Raw genomic sequence first — 15,431 nt, 5'->3', positions numbered from 1 at the left:
AGTGTGGATCCACTTCTTCGTGGGTGGGACAGGGCAGGGGTGGGGGAGACAGGACGTGGGGGAGGTGCGGAGGTGCAGGTCTCGAGGGCGGCCGGGGGACCGCCGGGTCACTCCTTGACGCTTCCGGCGGCGAGACCCGACTGCCAGTACCTCTGCAGGAACAGGAACGCGACGACGAGCGGCAGGATCGTGAGGAGGGAGCCGGTGATCACCAGGTTGAAGATCACCTCGCCGCCGACGGTCTCCGCCTGGGAGTTCCACGCGCTCAGGCCCAGGGTCAGGGGGTACCAGTCCGGGTCCTTGAGCATGATCAGCGGCAGGAAGTAGTTGTTCCAGGTGGCGACCGTGGTGAACAGCAGCACGGTCACGATGCCGGGGGCGAGCAGCGGGAGCGCGACGGTGAAGAAGGTCCGCGCCTCGCCCGCGCCGTCCATCCGGGCGGCTTCCAGGAGCTCCGTGGGGATCGCCTCGGTGGCGAAGACCCACATCAGGTAGAGGCCGAACGGCGACACGAGCGACGGGAGGACGACCGCCCACGGGGTGTCCGTCAGCCCCATCTTGCTGAACATCAGGAAGGTGGGGACGGCGAGCGCGGTGCCCGGGACCGCCACCGCGCCGATCACCGTGGCGAAGACGCCGCGCTTGCCGGGGAAGTCGAACTTCGCCAGCGCGTACCCGCCCAGCACCGCCAGCAGGGTCGCGCCGCCGGCGCCCAGCACCACGTACAGCAGGGTGTTGAGCAGCCAGCGGGTGAAGATGCCGTCGCCGTAGGTGAAGGTGTCCCGGATGTTGTCCCACAGCGCGAAGTCGTCCGCGAACCACAGACCGCCTGAGTTCGCCAGCCCCGACTGCGTCTTCGTCGCGTTGACGACCAGCCAGATCAGCGGGACCACGGTGTAGAGGACGACCAGCGAGGTCAGCACGGTCAGCAGCTTGCTGCGCCGGGGGCGGCCCGGGCGGTGCTCCTTGGCGCGCCGCAGACGCGGGGCGGTCCTCACGCCGGCGGGGGCCGCGGCGGTGGGTGCGGGGGTGGTGACAGGGGTGGTCATCGGGTCACGCTCCCTTGCGCATGCCGCGAAGCTGCACGACGTAGGCGACCACCATGGTGATCAGGCCCATGATGATGGCCACGGTCGCGGAGTAGTTGTGCTGCTGGCCGCTGAAGGACAGCGAGTACGTGTAGAAGTTCGGCGTGTAGTCCGTCGTGATGGCGTTGCGTGCCAGCGGACGCAGGATGCTCGGCTCGTTGAAGAGCTGGAAGCTGCCGATGATCGAGAAGATCGTCGCGATCACCAGCGCGCCGCGGATGGCGGGCAGTTTGATCGCGGTGATCACCCGCCACTGGCTCGCGCCGTCGATCTCCGCCGCCTCGTAGAGGGAGTGCGGGACGACCCGCAGCGCCGAGTAGAAGATCAGCATGTTGTAGCCGACGAACTCCCACGTGACGATGTTGCCGATGGAGGCCAGCACCAGGTCCGCGGAGAGCGGGTCGGGCAGCGACCAGCCGAAGGCGGAGTTGACGTCCCCGACCAGGCCGTACTTGGTGCCGTACATGAAGCCCCACATCAGGGTGGCGACCACGGCGGGCACCGCGTACGGGAGGAAGATCGTGATACGGAAGAAGCTCTTGCCGTAGAGCCGGCCGCTGTCCAGGGCGAGCGCCACCAGCAGGGCGATGCCCAGCATGATCGGCACCTGGATCACCAGGAACAGCGCGACCCGCCCCAGCGACGCCCAGAACAGTTCGTCCTTGAGCGCCTGCTGGTAGTTCTCCGGACCGACGAACGTGGTGCCGCCGATGAGCTGGTCGCGGAACAGGCTGAGGTAGATCGAGTAGGCGATCGGTGCGAGGAACACCAGGGCGAACACGGCCGCGAACGGGCCGATGAACCCCCAGCCCTTCCATGAGCGCCGGTCCCGTCTCACCGGAGGCGGGGCCGGCCGCGGCTCTGCGGCCGCCGGCGGTTGCAGCGTCGTCATGTCGTTCCTCGCTGTTCGGCGTTCCGGTAACCAGCGGCTCGGCACCCGGCACATAGCCGGGCGGCAGGTCGCCCGGTCCGGATGGTTGCGCAAACATCACTCGGCGGGGAAACGCGTCGAGCTGTTATGTTTACGTAAACATCCGGTGGCGGCATGTCTACACTGCCCCGATGACGACGGTCAAGGGTCCTCGGACGGACCGTGCCACGAGAGACAGGAAGGCGGGGGGAAGCACGTGGAGACGGTCGACGACGCGGCGGTGAACCCGGGCGGCCCGGCCGCCGCGACGGCGGGAGACGGCCGGGGGACGGCCGCGCCCGCCCCCCGGCGCCGCACCCGGGCCACCGCCTCCATGGCGGACGTGGCACGGCTGGCGGGGGTCTCGGCCCAGACCGTCTCCCGCGTCTCCAACGGCTACCCCGGGGTGACCGAGGAGACCCGCCGCCAGGTCCTCGCCGCGATGAAGGAGCTCGGCTACCGGCCCAACAGCGCGGCCCGCGCCCTCAAGCGCGGCGAGTTCCGCACCATAGGCGTGATCACCTTCTCGCTCTCCACCACCGGCAACGTGCGCACCCTGGAGGCCATCGCCAACTCCGCCGCGCGCGAGGGGTACGCGGTGACGCTGCTGCCCGTCGCCGTGCCCACGCAGGACGAGGTGCGCGGGGCGTTCACCCGTCTCGAGGAACTCGCCGTCGACGCCGTGATCGTCATCATGGAGGTGCACCTCCTGGACGCGGCGACGGTCCAACTCCCGCCGCACGTCCAGGTGGTGGTCGTCGACTCGGACGCCGGCGACCGCTACACGGTCGTCGACACCGACCAGCACGGCGGCACCCGCGCCGCCGTACGGCACCTGCTCGACCTGGGCCACCGCACCGTGTGGCATCTGGCGGGCCCCGGGGACTCGTTCGCCGCCCAGCGCCGTACGGACGCCTGGCGCGCCGCGCTCACCGAGGCGGGCCGGGAGCTGCCGCCGCTGGTGCGCGGCGACTGGTCGGCCGAGTCCGGCTACCGGGCCGGCCTCGAACTCGCCGTCCGCGAGGACTGCACGGCCGTCTTCGCCGCCAACGACCAGATGGCGCTGGGGCTGTTGAGAGCCCTGCACGAGCACGGCAGACGGGTGCCGGAGGACGTCAGCGTGGTCGGCTTCGACGACATCCCGGAGGCGTCGTCCTTCCTGCCCCCGCTGACCACCCTGCACCAGGACTTCGCCGAGGTGGGGCGGCTGTGCGTGCAGGCGGTGCTGCGGAAGATGCGGCAGGAGGGGCCGGAGCGGGGGACGACGCTGGTGCCGGCGCGGCTGGTGCTGAGGGAAAGCACGGCTCCGCCTCCGTCGGGGCGCTGAGGGGTTTCCGTGAGCACGTCGCCGCGGCGGGGGCGGCGGTCGTCGAGTGGTCGGCGGCGAGGATGAAGCCGTAGCAGTTGAGGACCACCTCGTCGTCGGTCATCGGCTCACTGTTGGGCATCGTCCGGGAACTGGTGGACGCGCTGCCGCCGGGCAGTCACCTCGTGCTGTCCCATGCCGCGTCCGACCTCCACTCCGACCTGGCCCGCCAGGTCACCGAGGAGTACGCCCGCGCCGGCATCCGCCTCGGCTTCCGCACGCGTGACGAGGTCGCCCGCTTCTTCGACGGCCTCGACCTGGTCGCCCCCGGCTTGGTGACCGCCCCGGAATGGTTCCGCGCGGAGCCGGCGCCCGCGGCGGAGGACAGCGGGATCTACGCGGGGGTGGCGCGGGTGCCGGCCGGCGGGTCGGCGTGACCGGCGAGCAGATCGGCCGAGTGGGCGGCCGGCTGCCACGACCCGGAAGTGCCGTCGGCCTTCCGGAGATGGCCCGCCCGGAGGGCAGCCACTTCTGCGTGCCGCGGAGTCCGGCGCCCTGAGACACGTCGTCCGGGGACGGCACCCACGGGAAACCGGAATGCCCCCGCGGGCGCCGGTCGGGTAGCGTGCGGGACATGTCGAGTCCTGAGTCGGACGAGGTGGGGGCTGTCGGTCACGCCGTCAGCCCCTGAACCACCGAGTCCGTAGTCCTGTCGTCGCACCGCCTTCCGCGGTGGGACGCGCGTGTGTTCACGGCTGGCCGCGGTGACGAGATGACCCTCTCGTGCCTCTCCTCACCTCGGAGCCCCTCGATGCCCTTCCCGCTGTACCTGCTTGCCCTCGCGGTCTTCGCCATGGGCACCTCGGAGTTCATGCTCGCCGGCCTTCTGCCGGACATCGCCCTGGACCTCGGCGTCACCGTCGGGACGGCGGGCGTGCTCACCTCGGCCTACGCGACCGGCATGATCGTCGGAGCCCCCCTGGTGGCCGCGTCCGCCCGCAACTGGCCCAGGCGCCCGGCCCTAGTGGGTTTCCTCCTCGCCTTCGCCGCGGCCCATGCCGTGGGTGCCGTGTCCACGAGCTTCGCCCTTCTGTTCTCCACCCGAGTCGTCGCCGCGCTCGCGAACGCCGGATTCCTCGCCGTCGCCCTGACGGCCGCGGCCTCCCTGGTCCCGCCCGACAGGAAGGGACGCGCCTTGGCCGTGCTGCTGTCCGGCACGACGCTGGCCACGATCGCCGGCGTCCCCGGCGGGGCGGTGCTCGGCACGGAACTCGGCTGGCAGGCCACCTTCTGGGCCGTCGCCGTTCTGTGTCTGCCGGCTGCTGTCGGCATCCGCGGAGGAATCCCCGCGGGACATGACGCGCACGAGGCGACCGGTAAACCGGCGCTGCGAACGGAACTCGGCCGGCTCACCCGGCCACGGCTGATCCTGGTGATGCTGCTCGGCGCGCTGGTGAACGCGGCCACCTTCGGCGGCCTCACCTTCCTCGCACCCGTGGTGACCGACAGCGCCGGGCTGGGCGAGCTGTGGGTGTCCGTCGCCCTGGTGCTCTTCGGAGCCGGCTCCTTCGTGGGCGTCACCGTCGCCGGACGGCTGTCCGACCGCAACCCCGGCCCGGTCGTCGCCGTCGCCGGTCCCTTGCTGCTCATCGGCTGGCCGGCTCTGGCGGTGCTGGCCCACCGGCCGGTCGCCCTGTTCACGCTCGTGTTCGTGCAGGGCGCGCTGTCGTTCGCGCTGGGCAGCACACTGATCGCCCGCGTCCTCCACGAAGCCGCGGACGCCCCCACCATGGCCGGCTCGTACGCGACGGCGGCCCTCAACGTGGGCGCCGCCGTCGGCCCCGTCGCGGCCGGATCCACGCTCGGCACCGAAGCCGGCCCCTTGGGGCCGCTCTACGCGGCAGGCCTTCTCGTCGCGGCCGCGCTGCTCGTCGCGTTCCCGTTCCTTCCCGTCGTCACCGGTGCCAGGAGCGGGAAGGCGCGGCTGTGACGCCGTCCTGGTGGGCCGGTCGAGGGCCGGCGCCATGTGAGTCGTCCAAGGCGCCCGCGAAGTCCGCGAGGGCCAGGAGGTCGTCGTCGCGGAGACCGATGCGTGGGTCGACGTGGTGCAGGAGCGCCGGCCCGCCGTGGTGGGCGTCGACGTACGCCCGGTCCGCCTCGGTCTGTTCGTCGTCCACCCAGGCGAAGGGGCGGGGGCCGTCCACATCCAGGAACAGCAACGGTCGGTTCACGGAACGGATCTTCCTCGTCGCGGGCGGCGATTTCCAGCCGGGGGAGAGGGGCGGGCGACGCCCGTCACAGTGTTCGGGCGATCGCCGTGCTAGTGTCGATCTCTGTTGTAGTCGTGCGGTCATCGACCCGCGGGGTCGGAGGGACCGGCACTGCGCCGGCACCGGCGCCTACTGCGCAGCAAGATCTCACACGGATCACACGGAGAGGTGCACACTCCCGTCGCTGCTTCTCAAGGGCCGCGCCCTCACCGGGCGGAACCGCCCCGGCGGCCCCATTCACCCAGGCTCGTTCTTGCAATTCCCCGCGTCCCACCGCGGCGGACATTCCTTGAGACGCGCCACATCAAGGAAGGTTCTCCGTGACACAGGCACGTGCGAACGATCGATCCGGCCGCACCCGCTCCGCCTACCAGGGCGCCCCCAAGGGCGGCGGCCGCCGCTTCGGCGGCGCCGGCGGCCGCGGCGGTGCGCCCCGGCAGGGGCAGGGCAAGGGCGGCTCGGGCCGCAGGACCGTGACGCCGGGGGAGTTCGCCCTCCCCGAGACGATCACTCCCGCCCTCCCTCCGGTGGAGGCCTTCGAGGACCTCGGCCTCCCCGGCGAGATGCTCGCCACCCTCGGCAGTGAAGGCGTCACCGCGCCGTTCCCCATCCAGGCGGCCACGCTGCCGAACTCCCTGGCGGGCCGTGACGTACTCGGCCGAGGCCGCACCGGCTCCGGCAAGACCCTCGCTTTCGGGCTGCCGCTGCTCGCCCGCACGGCCGGCCGCCGTGCCGAGCCCCGTAAGCCGCTCGCCCTCGTCCTCGTGCCCACCCGGGAACTCGCCGGACAGGTCAACGACGCGCTGACGCCGTACGCCCGCTCCGTGCGGCTGAGGGTCGCCACCGTGGTCGGCGGCCTGTCGATCGGCAAGCAGGCGTCCGCGCTGCGCGCCGGCGCCGAGGTCGTCGTCGCGACGCCGGGACGGCTGAAGGACCTGGTCGACCGGGGCGACTGCATACTCGACGAGGTCGCCATCACGGTGCTCGACGAGGCCGACCAGATGACCGACATGGGCTTCATGCCCCAGGTCACCCGGCTGCTCGACCAGGTGCGCCCCGACGGCCAGCGCCTGCTCTTCTCGGCCACGCTCGACCGCAACGTCGACCAGCTCGTCCGCCGCTACCTCAGCGACCCGGTGGTCCACTCCGTCGACCCGTCCGCGGGTGCGGTGACCACCATGGAGCACCACGTGCTCCACATCGACGAGACGGACAAGCGGCAGACGACCACGGAGATCGCCGCGCGCGACGGCCGGGTCATCATGTTCCTCGACACCAAGCACGCGGTGGACCGGCTCACCAAGCACCTGCTGAACAGCGGCGTGCGCGCCGCCGGTCTGCACGGCGGCAAGTCGCAGCCGCAGCGGACACGGACGCTCACCCAGTTCAAGGACGGCCACGTCACCGTGCTGGTGGCGACGAACGTCGCGGCGCGCGGCATCCACGTCGACGACCTCGGCCTGGTCGTCAACGTCGACCCGCCCGGCGACCCGAAGGACTACCTCCACCGCGGCGGCCGTACGGCCCGCGCCGGCGAGTCCGGCAGCGTGATCACCCTGGTCACGCGGGACCAGCGGCGCGACGTCAGCCGGCTGATGTCCCAGGCGGGCATCACCCCGCGCATCACGCAGGTACGCCCGGGCGACGAGGAGCTGACCCGCATCACGGGTGCGCGGACCCCCTCCGGTGTCCCGGTCGTCATCACGGTCCCGGTCGTGGAGCGTCCCCGCCGCGCCGCCTCGTCCCCGTCCCGCAACCGCCGCCGTCGCGGAGGCGCACCGGGCGGCAGGCAGCAGGGCCAGGGCCAGTCCAAGGCCGGGACCACCCAGGGCACCGGCCAGGACCGCACCGCCGCCGGCCGCAACCGCCGATCCGAGGACACACCGCGCCGCAAGCCGCGCACCAAGCCGACGATGGACCGCGCGGCCTGACACCCGTCCGCAACCGGGTGGGCCGCCCGCCGCCGCGTGACCCCACGCGACGGCGGGCGGCCCGTCCGTCGGCCCGATGACCAGGGAGAACGCTATGGAGCCACGGCAACTGCGCCGCGCGGTCGAGGCAGGGCGGGCGACCGCTGTGGAACTGGGGCTCCCGGTGGACGAGGTGATCGTCATCCACGACTCGGACCGCGTCGCGCTGCGTCTGCTCCCGTGCGACGTTCTGGCCCGGGTCGCGTCGCCGGAACATCTGGCCGACTCCGAGTGGGAGGTGGAGGTCGCCCGCCGTCTCGCCGACGTCGACGCTCCGGTGGCCGAACTCGACCCCCGGGTCGAGCCCCGGGTCCGTGTCCGTGACGGTTTCGCCGTCTCGCTGTGGACCTACTACGAGCCCTTGGGCTCGGACATCGCCCCGGCCGACTACGCGGACGCGTTCCTGCGCCACCATGCCGCCCTGCGCAGGATCGACCTGGAGGCGCCCCACTTCACCGATCGGGTAGCCACGGCACTGAGCCAGGTGACCGACCGCGAGAGGTCCCCCGAGCTGCCCGACCCCGACCGGGAAGTCCTCGGCGACACACTCACCGGACTGAGCGCCGCGATCACAGCGGACGAGGCCGGCGACCAGTTGCTGCACGGCGAGCCGCATCCCGGCAACCTCCTGAACACGAGGAGGGGGCCGCTCTTCATCGACCTCGCCACCTGCTGCCGCGGACCGATCGAGTTCGACCTGGCCCATGCGCCCCAGGACGTGGCACAGCACTACCCGGGGGCCGACCACGACCTGGTCCACCGGTGCCGCGCCCTCAACTGGGCGATGTTCTCCGCCTGGCGGTGGCGCCAGGACGACCAGATGCCCGACCGGTCCCACTGGAGAGCGCAGGGCCTCGACGAGGTCCGCACGGCACTCGACCGCTGCGGCCTGGGCTGAACCCGAGGGCGTTCCCGCCGGGATCAGCCCTCACCGCCGTGCGGAGAACGCGACCAGGTGACCCGTCGCCCCGCCACTCTTCGGCGCGCGCCGAAGCGACGGCCAGCTAGCGTGCCCCCATGAGCGTCTCCACGGCCCCCTTCCGCCACCGCCCCTCGCCGTCCGCCCGAGGCACGGCGTGACCCCGCTCGAGATGCTCGGGGTGTTCGGCGCCGGTGTCGGGGCCGGGGCCCTGAACGCCGTCGTCGGGTCCGGCACGCTCGTGACGTTCCCCGTGCTGCTCGCCGCCGGGCTGTCGCCTCTCACCGCCACCGTGTCCAACGCCCTCGGCCTCGTGCCCGGCGCCGTCAGCGGGGCCGTCGGCTACCGACGTGAACTCGTCGGACAGGGCCGCCGCGTACGCAAACTGGCCGTCGGCTCCGCGCTCGGCGGGATCACCGGCGCCGTCCTGCTGCTCGCGCTGCCCGCCGAGGCGTTCGAGACGATCGTGCCCTGTCTGGTCGCACTGGCCCTCGTCCTCGTCGCCCTCCAGCCGCTGATCAGCCGCAAGGTGCGGGAGCGCCGGTCCGGGGACCGGCTCGTGCAGCGGGACGGCGGACGGACGCTGTTCGCCGGGCTGACACTCGCCAGCGTCTACGGCGGCTACTTCGCCGCAGCACAGGGAATCATCTACATCTCCCTGATGGGACTGCTCCTCGACGAGCCGCTCCAGCGGCTCAACGCCGTCAAGAACGTCCTCGTCGCCGTCGTCAACGCGGTCGCCGCCGTCTTCTTCCTCTTCGTCGCCGACTTCGACTGGACGGCCGTCGCCCTCGTCGCGGCCGGCTCCACACTGGGCGGTCAGCTGGGCGCCGCGACGGGCCGCCGCTTCCGCCCCGGCGTGCTGCGCGCCCTCGTCGTCGCCGTCGGGGCCGTCGCCCTCGTCCAGCTCGTCCTGCGCTGAGCGCCGAGGAAGGGGCGGCGCGCGCCACCGGGGGCGCGCACCACGCGCCGGGAAGGCTCCGTCACGCCCCTTGTCATCGGGGCGCGCCTGCAGTTCCATCTCGTCAGGAAACTTTCCTAACCATCCATCCCGGACGGAGTCCCCCCACATGACACCGGCCCCCCACCCGGCATCGGCCTGCCCACAACCGAGTCCGCGCCCTCGGCGGAGAACACGCCCCGAGCGCAGGACGCCGTGCCTCCTCCTCGCCGCCCTCTCCGGCGCCCTGCTCCTCCTCCTGACCACCGCCCTCCCCGCCACCGCGGCCCGCCCCACCGGCTACGGTGCGGACGTGCCGATCACCCACCGCGCAGCCACCCCCGTCGACGCCCACGGCCGCCTCCAGGTCTGCGGCACCCGCCTCTGCAACCAGCACGGAGCCCCCGTCCAGCTGCGCGGCATGAGCACCCACGGCACCCAGTGGTACGCCCAGTGCCTGACCGACGCCTCGCTCGACGCCCTCGCGCACGACTGGCGCGCCGACGTCCTGCGCGTCTCCACCTACGTCCAGGAGGGCGGCTACGAAACCGACCCCGCGCACTTCACCGCCCTCGCCGACCGGCTGGTCCGGCAGGCGAGCGACCGCGGGCTCTACGTGATCGTCGACTGGCACATGCTGACCCCCGGCGACCCCATGGCCAACCTCGACCGCGCCGCCAGGTTCTTCACCGACATCGCGAGCCGCCACAAGGACCGCGTCAACGTCCTCTACGAGATCGCCAACGAACCCAACGGCGTCAGCTGGTCCCGCATCAAGGAGTACGCCGAGCGGATCATCCCGGTCGTCCGCGCCCACGACCCCGACGCGCCCGTCCTCGTCGGCACCCGGGCCTGGTCCTCGTTCGGCGTGTCCGAGGGCGCCGACGAGTCGGAGGTCCTGAACAACCCGGTCGACGCGGCCAACATCATGTACACGTTCCACTTCTACGCCGCCTCGCACCGCGACGAGTACCTCGCGGCCCTCTCCCGCGCCGCCGACCGGATCCCCGTGTTCGTCACCGAGTTCGGCACACAGAACTACGCCGGGGAGGGCGCCGACGACTTCGCGATGTCCCGGCGCTACCTCGACCTCATGGAGCAGAAGAAGATCAGCTGGGTCAACTGGAACTTCTCCGACGACCACCGCAGCGGAGCCGTGTTCACCCCGGGCACCTGCGCCGCGGACGGCCCGTGGGCCGGCACGCGGTCGCTCAAGCCCGCCGGAGTCTGGATCCGCGACCGGATCAGGGCGTAGCACCCGCACGGGATGCCGTACGGCCGGCATCTGCCCCGCAGGTGCCGGCCCGTCCCCATCGGGGTTGCCTCACGGCAGGATCGAGTCCACGTACCCGCCGTCCACCCGCACCGCACCGCCCGTCGTCGCCGACGCCTGCTCCGAGGCCAGGTACACGACCATGTTCGCGATCTCCTCCGGCTCGATCAGCCGCTGCAGCAGCGACTGCGGCCGGTGCTCGCGCATGAAGGCGCGCTGTGCCTCCTCCCACGGCAGGTCGCGGTCCACCAGCTCGTAGACGAAGTCCTCCACCCCGCCGGTGTGCGTGGGACCGGCGATGACCGAGTTCACCGTGACGCCCGTACCCGCCGCCTGCTTGGCGAAGCCGCGGCTCACGGCCAGCAGCGCTGTCTTCGACATGCCGTAGTGGATCATCTCGGCCGGGGTGACGATCGCCGAGTCGCTGGCGATGTTCAGCACCCGGCCCCAGCCGCGCCCGGTCATCCCGGGCAGCAGCAGACGGATCAGGCGCACCGCCGCCAGCACGTTCACCTCGAAGTAGCGGCGCCACTCGTCGTCGCTGATCTCCAGCGGGTCGGCGGAGCCGAACACACCCAGGTTGTTCACCAGAACGTCCACCTGGGGGAGTGCCTCCACGATCCGCCGGGCGCCCTCCTCCGTGGTCACGTCCGCCGCGACCGGCACCACCTCGGCGCCGGGCACCTCCCGCTCCAGCGCGGCCGCGCCCTCCCGCACCCGCTCCTGCGACCGTCCGTTCACCGCGACCCGCGCCCCCGCCCGCGCGAGCCCGGCGGCGATCGCGGCCCCGATGCCCTGGGTGGAACCCGTGACCAGCGCGGTACGGCCCTTCAGATCGATCTGCACGTCCTCACCTCTCCAGCCGGATGCGACGGCGCGGCCCGGCCCGCGGACCACCGCCCGCGCGGGCGCGCCCTTCGACCCGCCCCGACTTCCCCTCAGCCCGCGGCCGAATCACCGCCGCGCCCGCACCGCCCCGCCCGGCACGTCCACGCTTCGGCGCGCCCCCGGCGGGCACCCGCTTCCGCATGACCGTGCACGCCCCGACGGGGCATACGCTGCACAAGGGGCCCCCGGGCGGGACGGGAGCGGAAAGGCGGGAGACGACGTGACGGCCGACCATCCGGACGAGCGACAGGGGCGTGACCATCCGGACGTGCACGAGGGACGGGGCGCGGCGGAGGCGGGCGCGGACGGGTCCGGCACCACCGGCGACGACCTCCTCCACGGGCTGGAGGTGGACGCCCGGCGTCCGGAACGGCCCGTCCTCCTCGACGCCGACGGCACGCCCATCGAGACCTGGCGCGAGAACCATCCCTACGACCGGAAGATCCGCAGGTCGGAGTACGAGCGGACGAAGCGCGTGCTGCAGATCGAGCTGCTGAAGATGCAGCGCTGGGTGAAGGACACCGGCCAGCGGATGGTCGTGGTCTGCGAGGGACGCGACGCGGCCGGCAAGGGCGGCACCATCCAGCGGTTCATGGAACGCCTCAACCCGCGCGGCGCCCGCGTGGTCGCCCTGGAGAAACCGACCGAGCGGGAGGCGGGGCAGTGGTACTTCCAGCGCTACGTGGCCCATCTCCCGGCCCGCGGGGAGATCGTGTTCTTCGACCGCTCCTGGTACAACCGGGCCGGCGTCGAGCGGGTCATGGGCTTCTGCTCGGACGAGGAGTACCGGCTGTTCCTGGAGCAGACCCCGCTGTTCGAACGGCTGCTGACCGACGACGGCATCATGCTGGTGAAGTTCTGGTTCTCGGTGTCCCGGGCCGAGCAGCGCACCCGCTTCGCCATCCGCCAGGTCGACCCGGTGCGGCGCTGGAAGCTGTCGCCGATGGACCTGGAGTCGCTGGACCGCTGGGACGACTACACCAAGGCGAAGGTGGAGATGTTCCGCGCCACGGACACCCCGCACGCGCCGTGGACGGTGGTGAAGAACAACGACAAGCGGCGCGGGCGTCTCGAAGCGATGCGCAGCCTTCTCGACCGCTGCGACTACCCGGCCAAGGACCACGAGGCCCTCGGCAAGCCGGACCCGCTGATCGTGGGGGCGGCGGACACCCTGCTGGAGCCCGGCGAGGAACCGGAAGCCCTGTCCCCGACCCCGTTGGCGGGCCCCGGCCACGGCCCGGGCGCCCACCCGGGCGACGGGCAGCGGCCGGGGCCCTGACCCCGGCCGCGTCACCGCTCCGGGGCGCGGCTCACGTCACTCCGAGTCCACGGCGAGCGGCACCGTCACCTCCCCGCTCCCCGAAGCCTCGGCCCCGCCCGGCACCCGCACGGTGAACGGCCGGTCCGTGCCCGACGCGGTCACCCGCAGCGCGTCCCCGTCCCGCCGGACGTGGAACGTCGCCGCGGGAAGGCCCGCCGTGTCCGGGACGGTGACCTCCGTCGTGCGGTCGGGCGCAGCCGACGGGTGCACCAGCAGCACCGGCGCGTCCAGCCAGTCGCCGTCCGGGCGGGAGTCGTCCGCGGCCAGCGGCAGCACCGCGCCCTCACGGACGTACAGCGGCAGGCTGTCGTAGCCGTGGCGCTCGGTGCGCCAGCACGGGCCCGTCACCCGCTCACCGCTGAGCAGATGCGTCCAGGTGCCCTCCGGCAGGTACACCTCCACGTCGCCGTCCGCGCTGAACACGGGCGCGACCAGCAGATCGGGGCCGAGCATGTACTGGCGGTCCAGCGGGCGGCACGCCGGGTCGTGCGGGAACTCCAGCAGCATCGGCCGCATCATCGGCACGCCCGTCCGGTGCGCCTCGGCCGCCGCGCCGTACAGGTACGGCATCAGCCGGTGCTTCAGCAGCGTGAACCGGCGCGCGACGTCCACCGCCTCGTCGCCGAACTCCCACGGCACCCGGTAGGACGTGGAGCCGTGCAGCCTGCTGTGCGACGACAGCAGCCCGAACGCCAGCCACCGCTTGAACACCTCCGGGTCGGGCGTGCCCTCGAACCCGCCGATGTCGTGGCTCCAGAAGCCGAACCCGCTCAGCGACAGCGACAGGCCGCCGCGCAGCGACTCCGCCATCGCCTCGAACGACGACCAGCAGTCGCCGCCCCAGTGCACCGGGTACTGCTGGCCGCCGGCGGTCGCCGACCGGGCGAAGACGACCGCCTCGCCCTGACCGCGCTCCTTCTCCAGCAGCTCGAACACGGTGCGGTTGTAGAGGTGCGTGTAGTAGTTGTGCATCCGCTCGGGGTCCGAGCCGTCGTGCCAGACGACGTCCGTCGGGATGCGCTCGCCGAAGTCCGTCTTGAAGCAGTCCACCCCCTGGTCGAGCAGCGCCTTCAGCTTGCTCTGGAACCAGGCGCGGGCGTCCGGGCTGGTGAAGTCGACCAGGCCCATGCCGGCCTGCCACAGGTCCCACTGCCACACGTCGCCGTCGGCCCGGCGCACCAGGTGCCCGAGCGCCGCGGCCTCGTCGAACAGCGGCGACTTCTGCGCGATGTACGGGTTGATCCACACGCTGACCCGCAGGCCCTTGTCCTTGAGCCGGGCCAGCATGCCCTCCGGGTCCGGGAACACCTCCGGGTCCCACCGGAAGTCGCACCACTGGTACTCGCGCATCCAGAAGCAGTCGAAGTGGAACACCGACAGCGGGATGCCGCGCTCCGCCATGCCGTCGACGAACGAGGTCACCGTCGCCTCGTCGTAGGAGGTGGTGAACGAGGTGCTCAGCCACAGGCCGAACGACCAGGCGGGCGGCAGCGCCGGGCGGCCGGTGAGCGCGGTGTACCGGCCCAGGACCTCCTTCGGTGTCGGACCCGCGATCACGTAGTACTCCAGCGTCTGGTCCGCGACGCTGAACTGGACCTGGCCGACGGACTCGGAGCCGACCTCGAAGGAGACCGCGCCGGGGTGGTTGACGAAGACGCCGTAGCCACGTGAGGACAGGTAGAACGGGACGTTCTTGTAGGCCTGTTCGCTGCTGGTGCCGCCGTCGGCCTGCCACACGTCGACGCTCTGGCCGTTCTTGACGAACGGGGTGAAGCGCTCGCCCAGGCCGTAGACGTTCTCTCCGACACCGAGGGACAGCCGGCTCAGCACGTGGTGCGTCCCGTCGGCGGTGGTGGCGTACGCCGTGCTCTTGGCGCCCGCCCGGGTCAGCTCCCGCCCGTCCGCGTCGAGGAAGGCGAGCCCGAAACCGCCGTCCGCGTCCAGCCGCAAGGTCAGCGGGCCGCTGGTCAGCTCCGTGACCGCGCCGTCCCGGCGCACCTCGCCCGCACCGCCGGCCTCTGCGGCCAGCGCGAAGTCCGGTCCGGGGTTGCGCCTCCCGGCGTGGTGGGTGACCCGCACGCCGACGACGCCCTCGGCGGGGGAGAAGCAGTCGACCGTGACCAGCGGGGCGTTCAGGGTGTCGCCCCGGCGCGTCACCTTCTTCGTCGACGCATAGCTGGTGAAGCGCTTCGATTCCGTGCGGACATCTCGCACCTCGGTGGCGTACGAGATCTGGACGCCGTCGCGGATACGCCAGAAGCCGTCGGTGAATTTCATGGTCTTCCTCGGGATGGGGAGGGCGAAGGAGGTGCGAGGGGAACCTCTGACCAGGAACTATGACAGGATCCGCGGAACCTGTCACGCCCTGGCGCAAGGAGATCGTGCCGCTGGGGGGCTAGCGCGACCGACTTGCGCTGACGTATTAGTAATCAGGCCAAACAAATTACACCCCGGTGCGGCGCCAGACGAGACCCCGATTGCGGCGGCCTGTTGTCGAAGCGCTTCACCTACCCTTCCACAGAGCCGCCGGCCTCGGTACCCGCCGG

The 15,431-nt window shown here is 72.0% G+C and carries 11 protein-coding genes and 2 pseudogenes; 8 read left to right on the top strand and 5 right to left on the bottom strand.

Translation table 11 applies throughout. The annotated features are described in order from the left end of the window. Positions 1-107 precede the first annotated feature (107 nt). Positions 108-1,049 carry a carbohydrate ABC transporter permease gene (locus tag ELQ39_RS02230; protein WP_242590803.1) on the bottom strand — a complete coding sequence of 314 codons (942 nt, stop codon included), beginning with the start codon at positions 1,047-1,049 and terminating at the stop codon, positions 108-110. A gap of 4 nt (positions 1,050-1,053) precedes the next feature. Further along, on the bottom strand, positions 1,054-1,980 hold the full coding sequence (locus ELQ39_RS02225) for a carbohydrate ABC transporter permease (protein WP_242590802.1): 927 nt from the start codon (positions 1,978-1,980) through the stop codon (positions 1,054-1,056). A gap of 352 nt (positions 1,981-2,332) precedes the next feature. Here ELQ39_RS02225 and ELQ39_RS02220 point away from each other — a divergent pair, with 352 nt between their 5' ends. From ELQ39_RS02220 to ELQ39_RS02210, 3 genes and pseudogenes are all read left to right on the top strand, one after another. Then, positions 2,333-3,325 (top strand): substrate-binding domain-containing protein, encoded by a 993-nt coding sequence (locus ELQ39_RS02220; protein WP_190002285.1) that lies wholly within the window; start codon positions 2,333-2,335, stop codon positions 3,323-3,325. Positions 3,326-3,441: 116 nt separating this feature from the next. Beyond that, positions 3,442-3,741 (top strand): annotated as a pseudogene (locus tag ELQ39_RS02215) (SAM-dependent methyltransferase); the annotation flags it as partial. Positions 3,742-4,115: 374 nt separating this feature from the next. Then, positions 4,116-5,294, top strand: a complete 1,179-nt coding sequence (locus ELQ39_RS02210) for a Cmx/CmrA family chloramphenicol efflux MFS transporter (RefSeq protein WP_242590801.1) — start codon at positions 4,116-4,118, stop codon at positions 5,292-5,294. Here the strand turns inward: ELQ39_RS02210 and ELQ39_RS02205 are convergent. Further along, a pseudogene (locus tag ELQ39_RS02205) lies at positions 5,260-5,502 on the bottom strand (hypothetical protein); the annotation flags it as partial. The gene ELQ39_RS02210 and the pseudogene ELQ39_RS02205 overlap by 35 nt on opposite strands. A 392-nt stretch (positions 5,503-5,894) precedes the next feature. Between ELQ39_RS02205 and ELQ39_RS02200 the strand changes: the two are divergent. The 4 genes from ELQ39_RS02200 (at position 5,895) to ELQ39_RS02185 (ending at position 10,658) form a co-directional block, all read left to right on the top strand. Continuing rightward, the gene (locus ELQ39_RS02200) at positions 5,895-7,505 is read left to right on the top strand and encodes a DEAD/DEAH box helicase (RefSeq protein WP_242590800.1); all 1,611 of its coding nucleotides are present in this window, start codon (positions 5,895-5,897) and stop codon (positions 7,503-7,505) included. A gap of 94 nt (positions 7,506-7,599) precedes the next feature. After that, positions 7,600-8,442 carry a phosphotransferase gene (locus ELQ39_RS02195; protein ID WP_242590799.1) on the top strand — a complete coding sequence of 281 codons (843 nt, stop codon included), beginning with the start codon at positions 7,600-7,602 and terminating at the stop codon, positions 8,440-8,442. A gap of 178 nt (positions 8,443-8,620) precedes the next feature. Further along, positions 8,621-9,385, top strand: a complete 765-nt coding sequence (locus ELQ39_RS02190; RefSeq protein WP_242590798.1) for a sulfite exporter TauE/SafE family protein — start codon at positions 8,621-8,623, stop codon at positions 9,383-9,385. A 331-nt stretch (positions 9,386-9,716) separates the two neighbouring features. Continuing rightward, positions 9,717-10,658 (top strand): glycoside hydrolase family 5 protein, encoded by a 942-nt coding sequence (locus ELQ39_RS02185; protein ID WP_242590797.1) that lies wholly within the window; start codon positions 9,717-9,719, stop codon positions 10,656-10,658. A 69-nt stretch (positions 10,659-10,727) separates the two neighbouring features. Here the strand turns inward: ELQ39_RS02185 and ELQ39_RS02180 are convergent, their stop codons facing one another. After that, positions 10,728-11,522: an SDR family NAD(P)-dependent oxidoreductase gene (locus ELQ39_RS02180; RefSeq protein ID WP_190002113.1), complete on the bottom strand. Its 795-nt coding sequence runs from the start codon at positions 11,520-11,522 to the stop codon at positions 10,728-10,730. Between the two features lie 310 nt (positions 11,523-11,832). On the opposite strand from ELQ39_RS02180, the gene ppk2 reads away from it, so the two are divergent. Beyond that, on the top strand, positions 11,833-12,843 hold the full coding sequence (ppk2, locus tag ELQ39_RS02175; protein WP_190002114.1) for a polyphosphate kinase 2: 1,011 nt from the start codon (positions 11,833-11,835) through the stop codon (positions 12,841-12,843). Positions 12,844-12,879: 36 nt separating this feature from the next. Here the strand turns inward: ppk2 and yicI are convergent, their stop codons facing one another. Next, the gene (yicI, locus tag ELQ39_RS02170) at positions 12,880-15,162 is read right to left on the bottom strand and encodes an alpha-xylosidase (RefSeq protein ID WP_242590796.1); all 2,283 of its coding nucleotides are present in this window, start codon (positions 15,160-15,162) and stop codon (positions 12,880-12,882) included. Between the last annotated feature and the right edge of the window lie 269 nt (positions 15,163-15,431).

It is taken from the genome of Streptomyces sp. GB4-14 (assembly GCF_022696125.1).
Taxonomy (GTDB): domain Bacteria; phylum Actinomycetota; class Actinomycetes; order Streptomycetales; family Streptomycetaceae; genus Streptomyces; species Streptomyces werraensis.
The sequence above is the reverse complement of the archived record's forward strand: the minus strand, read 5'-3'. Positions and strand labels throughout refer to the sequence as shown.

Coding starts and splice junctions, on each gene's coding strand:
- yicI (WP_242590796.1), bottom strand. CDS start 15,162: ATGAAATTCACCGACGGCTTCTGGCGTATCCGCGACGGCGTCCAGATC.
- ELQ39_RS02195 (WP_242590799.1), top strand. CDS start 7,600: ATGGAGCCACGGCAACTGCGCCGCGCGGTCGAGGCAGGGCGGGCGACC.
- ELQ39_RS02220 (WP_190002285.1), top strand. CDS start 2,333: ATGGCGGACGTGGCACGGCTGGCGGGGGTCTCGGCCCAGACCGTCTCC.
- ELQ39_RS02210 (WP_242590801.1), top strand. CDS start 4,116: ATGCCCTTCCCGCTGTACCTGCTTGCCCTCGCGGTCTTCGCCATGGGC.
- ELQ39_RS02230 (WP_242590803.1), bottom strand. CDS start 1,049: ATGACCACCCCTGTCACCACCCCCGCACCCACCGCCGCGGCCCCCGCC.
- ELQ39_RS02225 (WP_242590802.1), bottom strand. CDS start 1,980: ATGACGACGCTGCAACCGCCGGCGGCCGCAGAGCCGCGGCCGGCCCCG.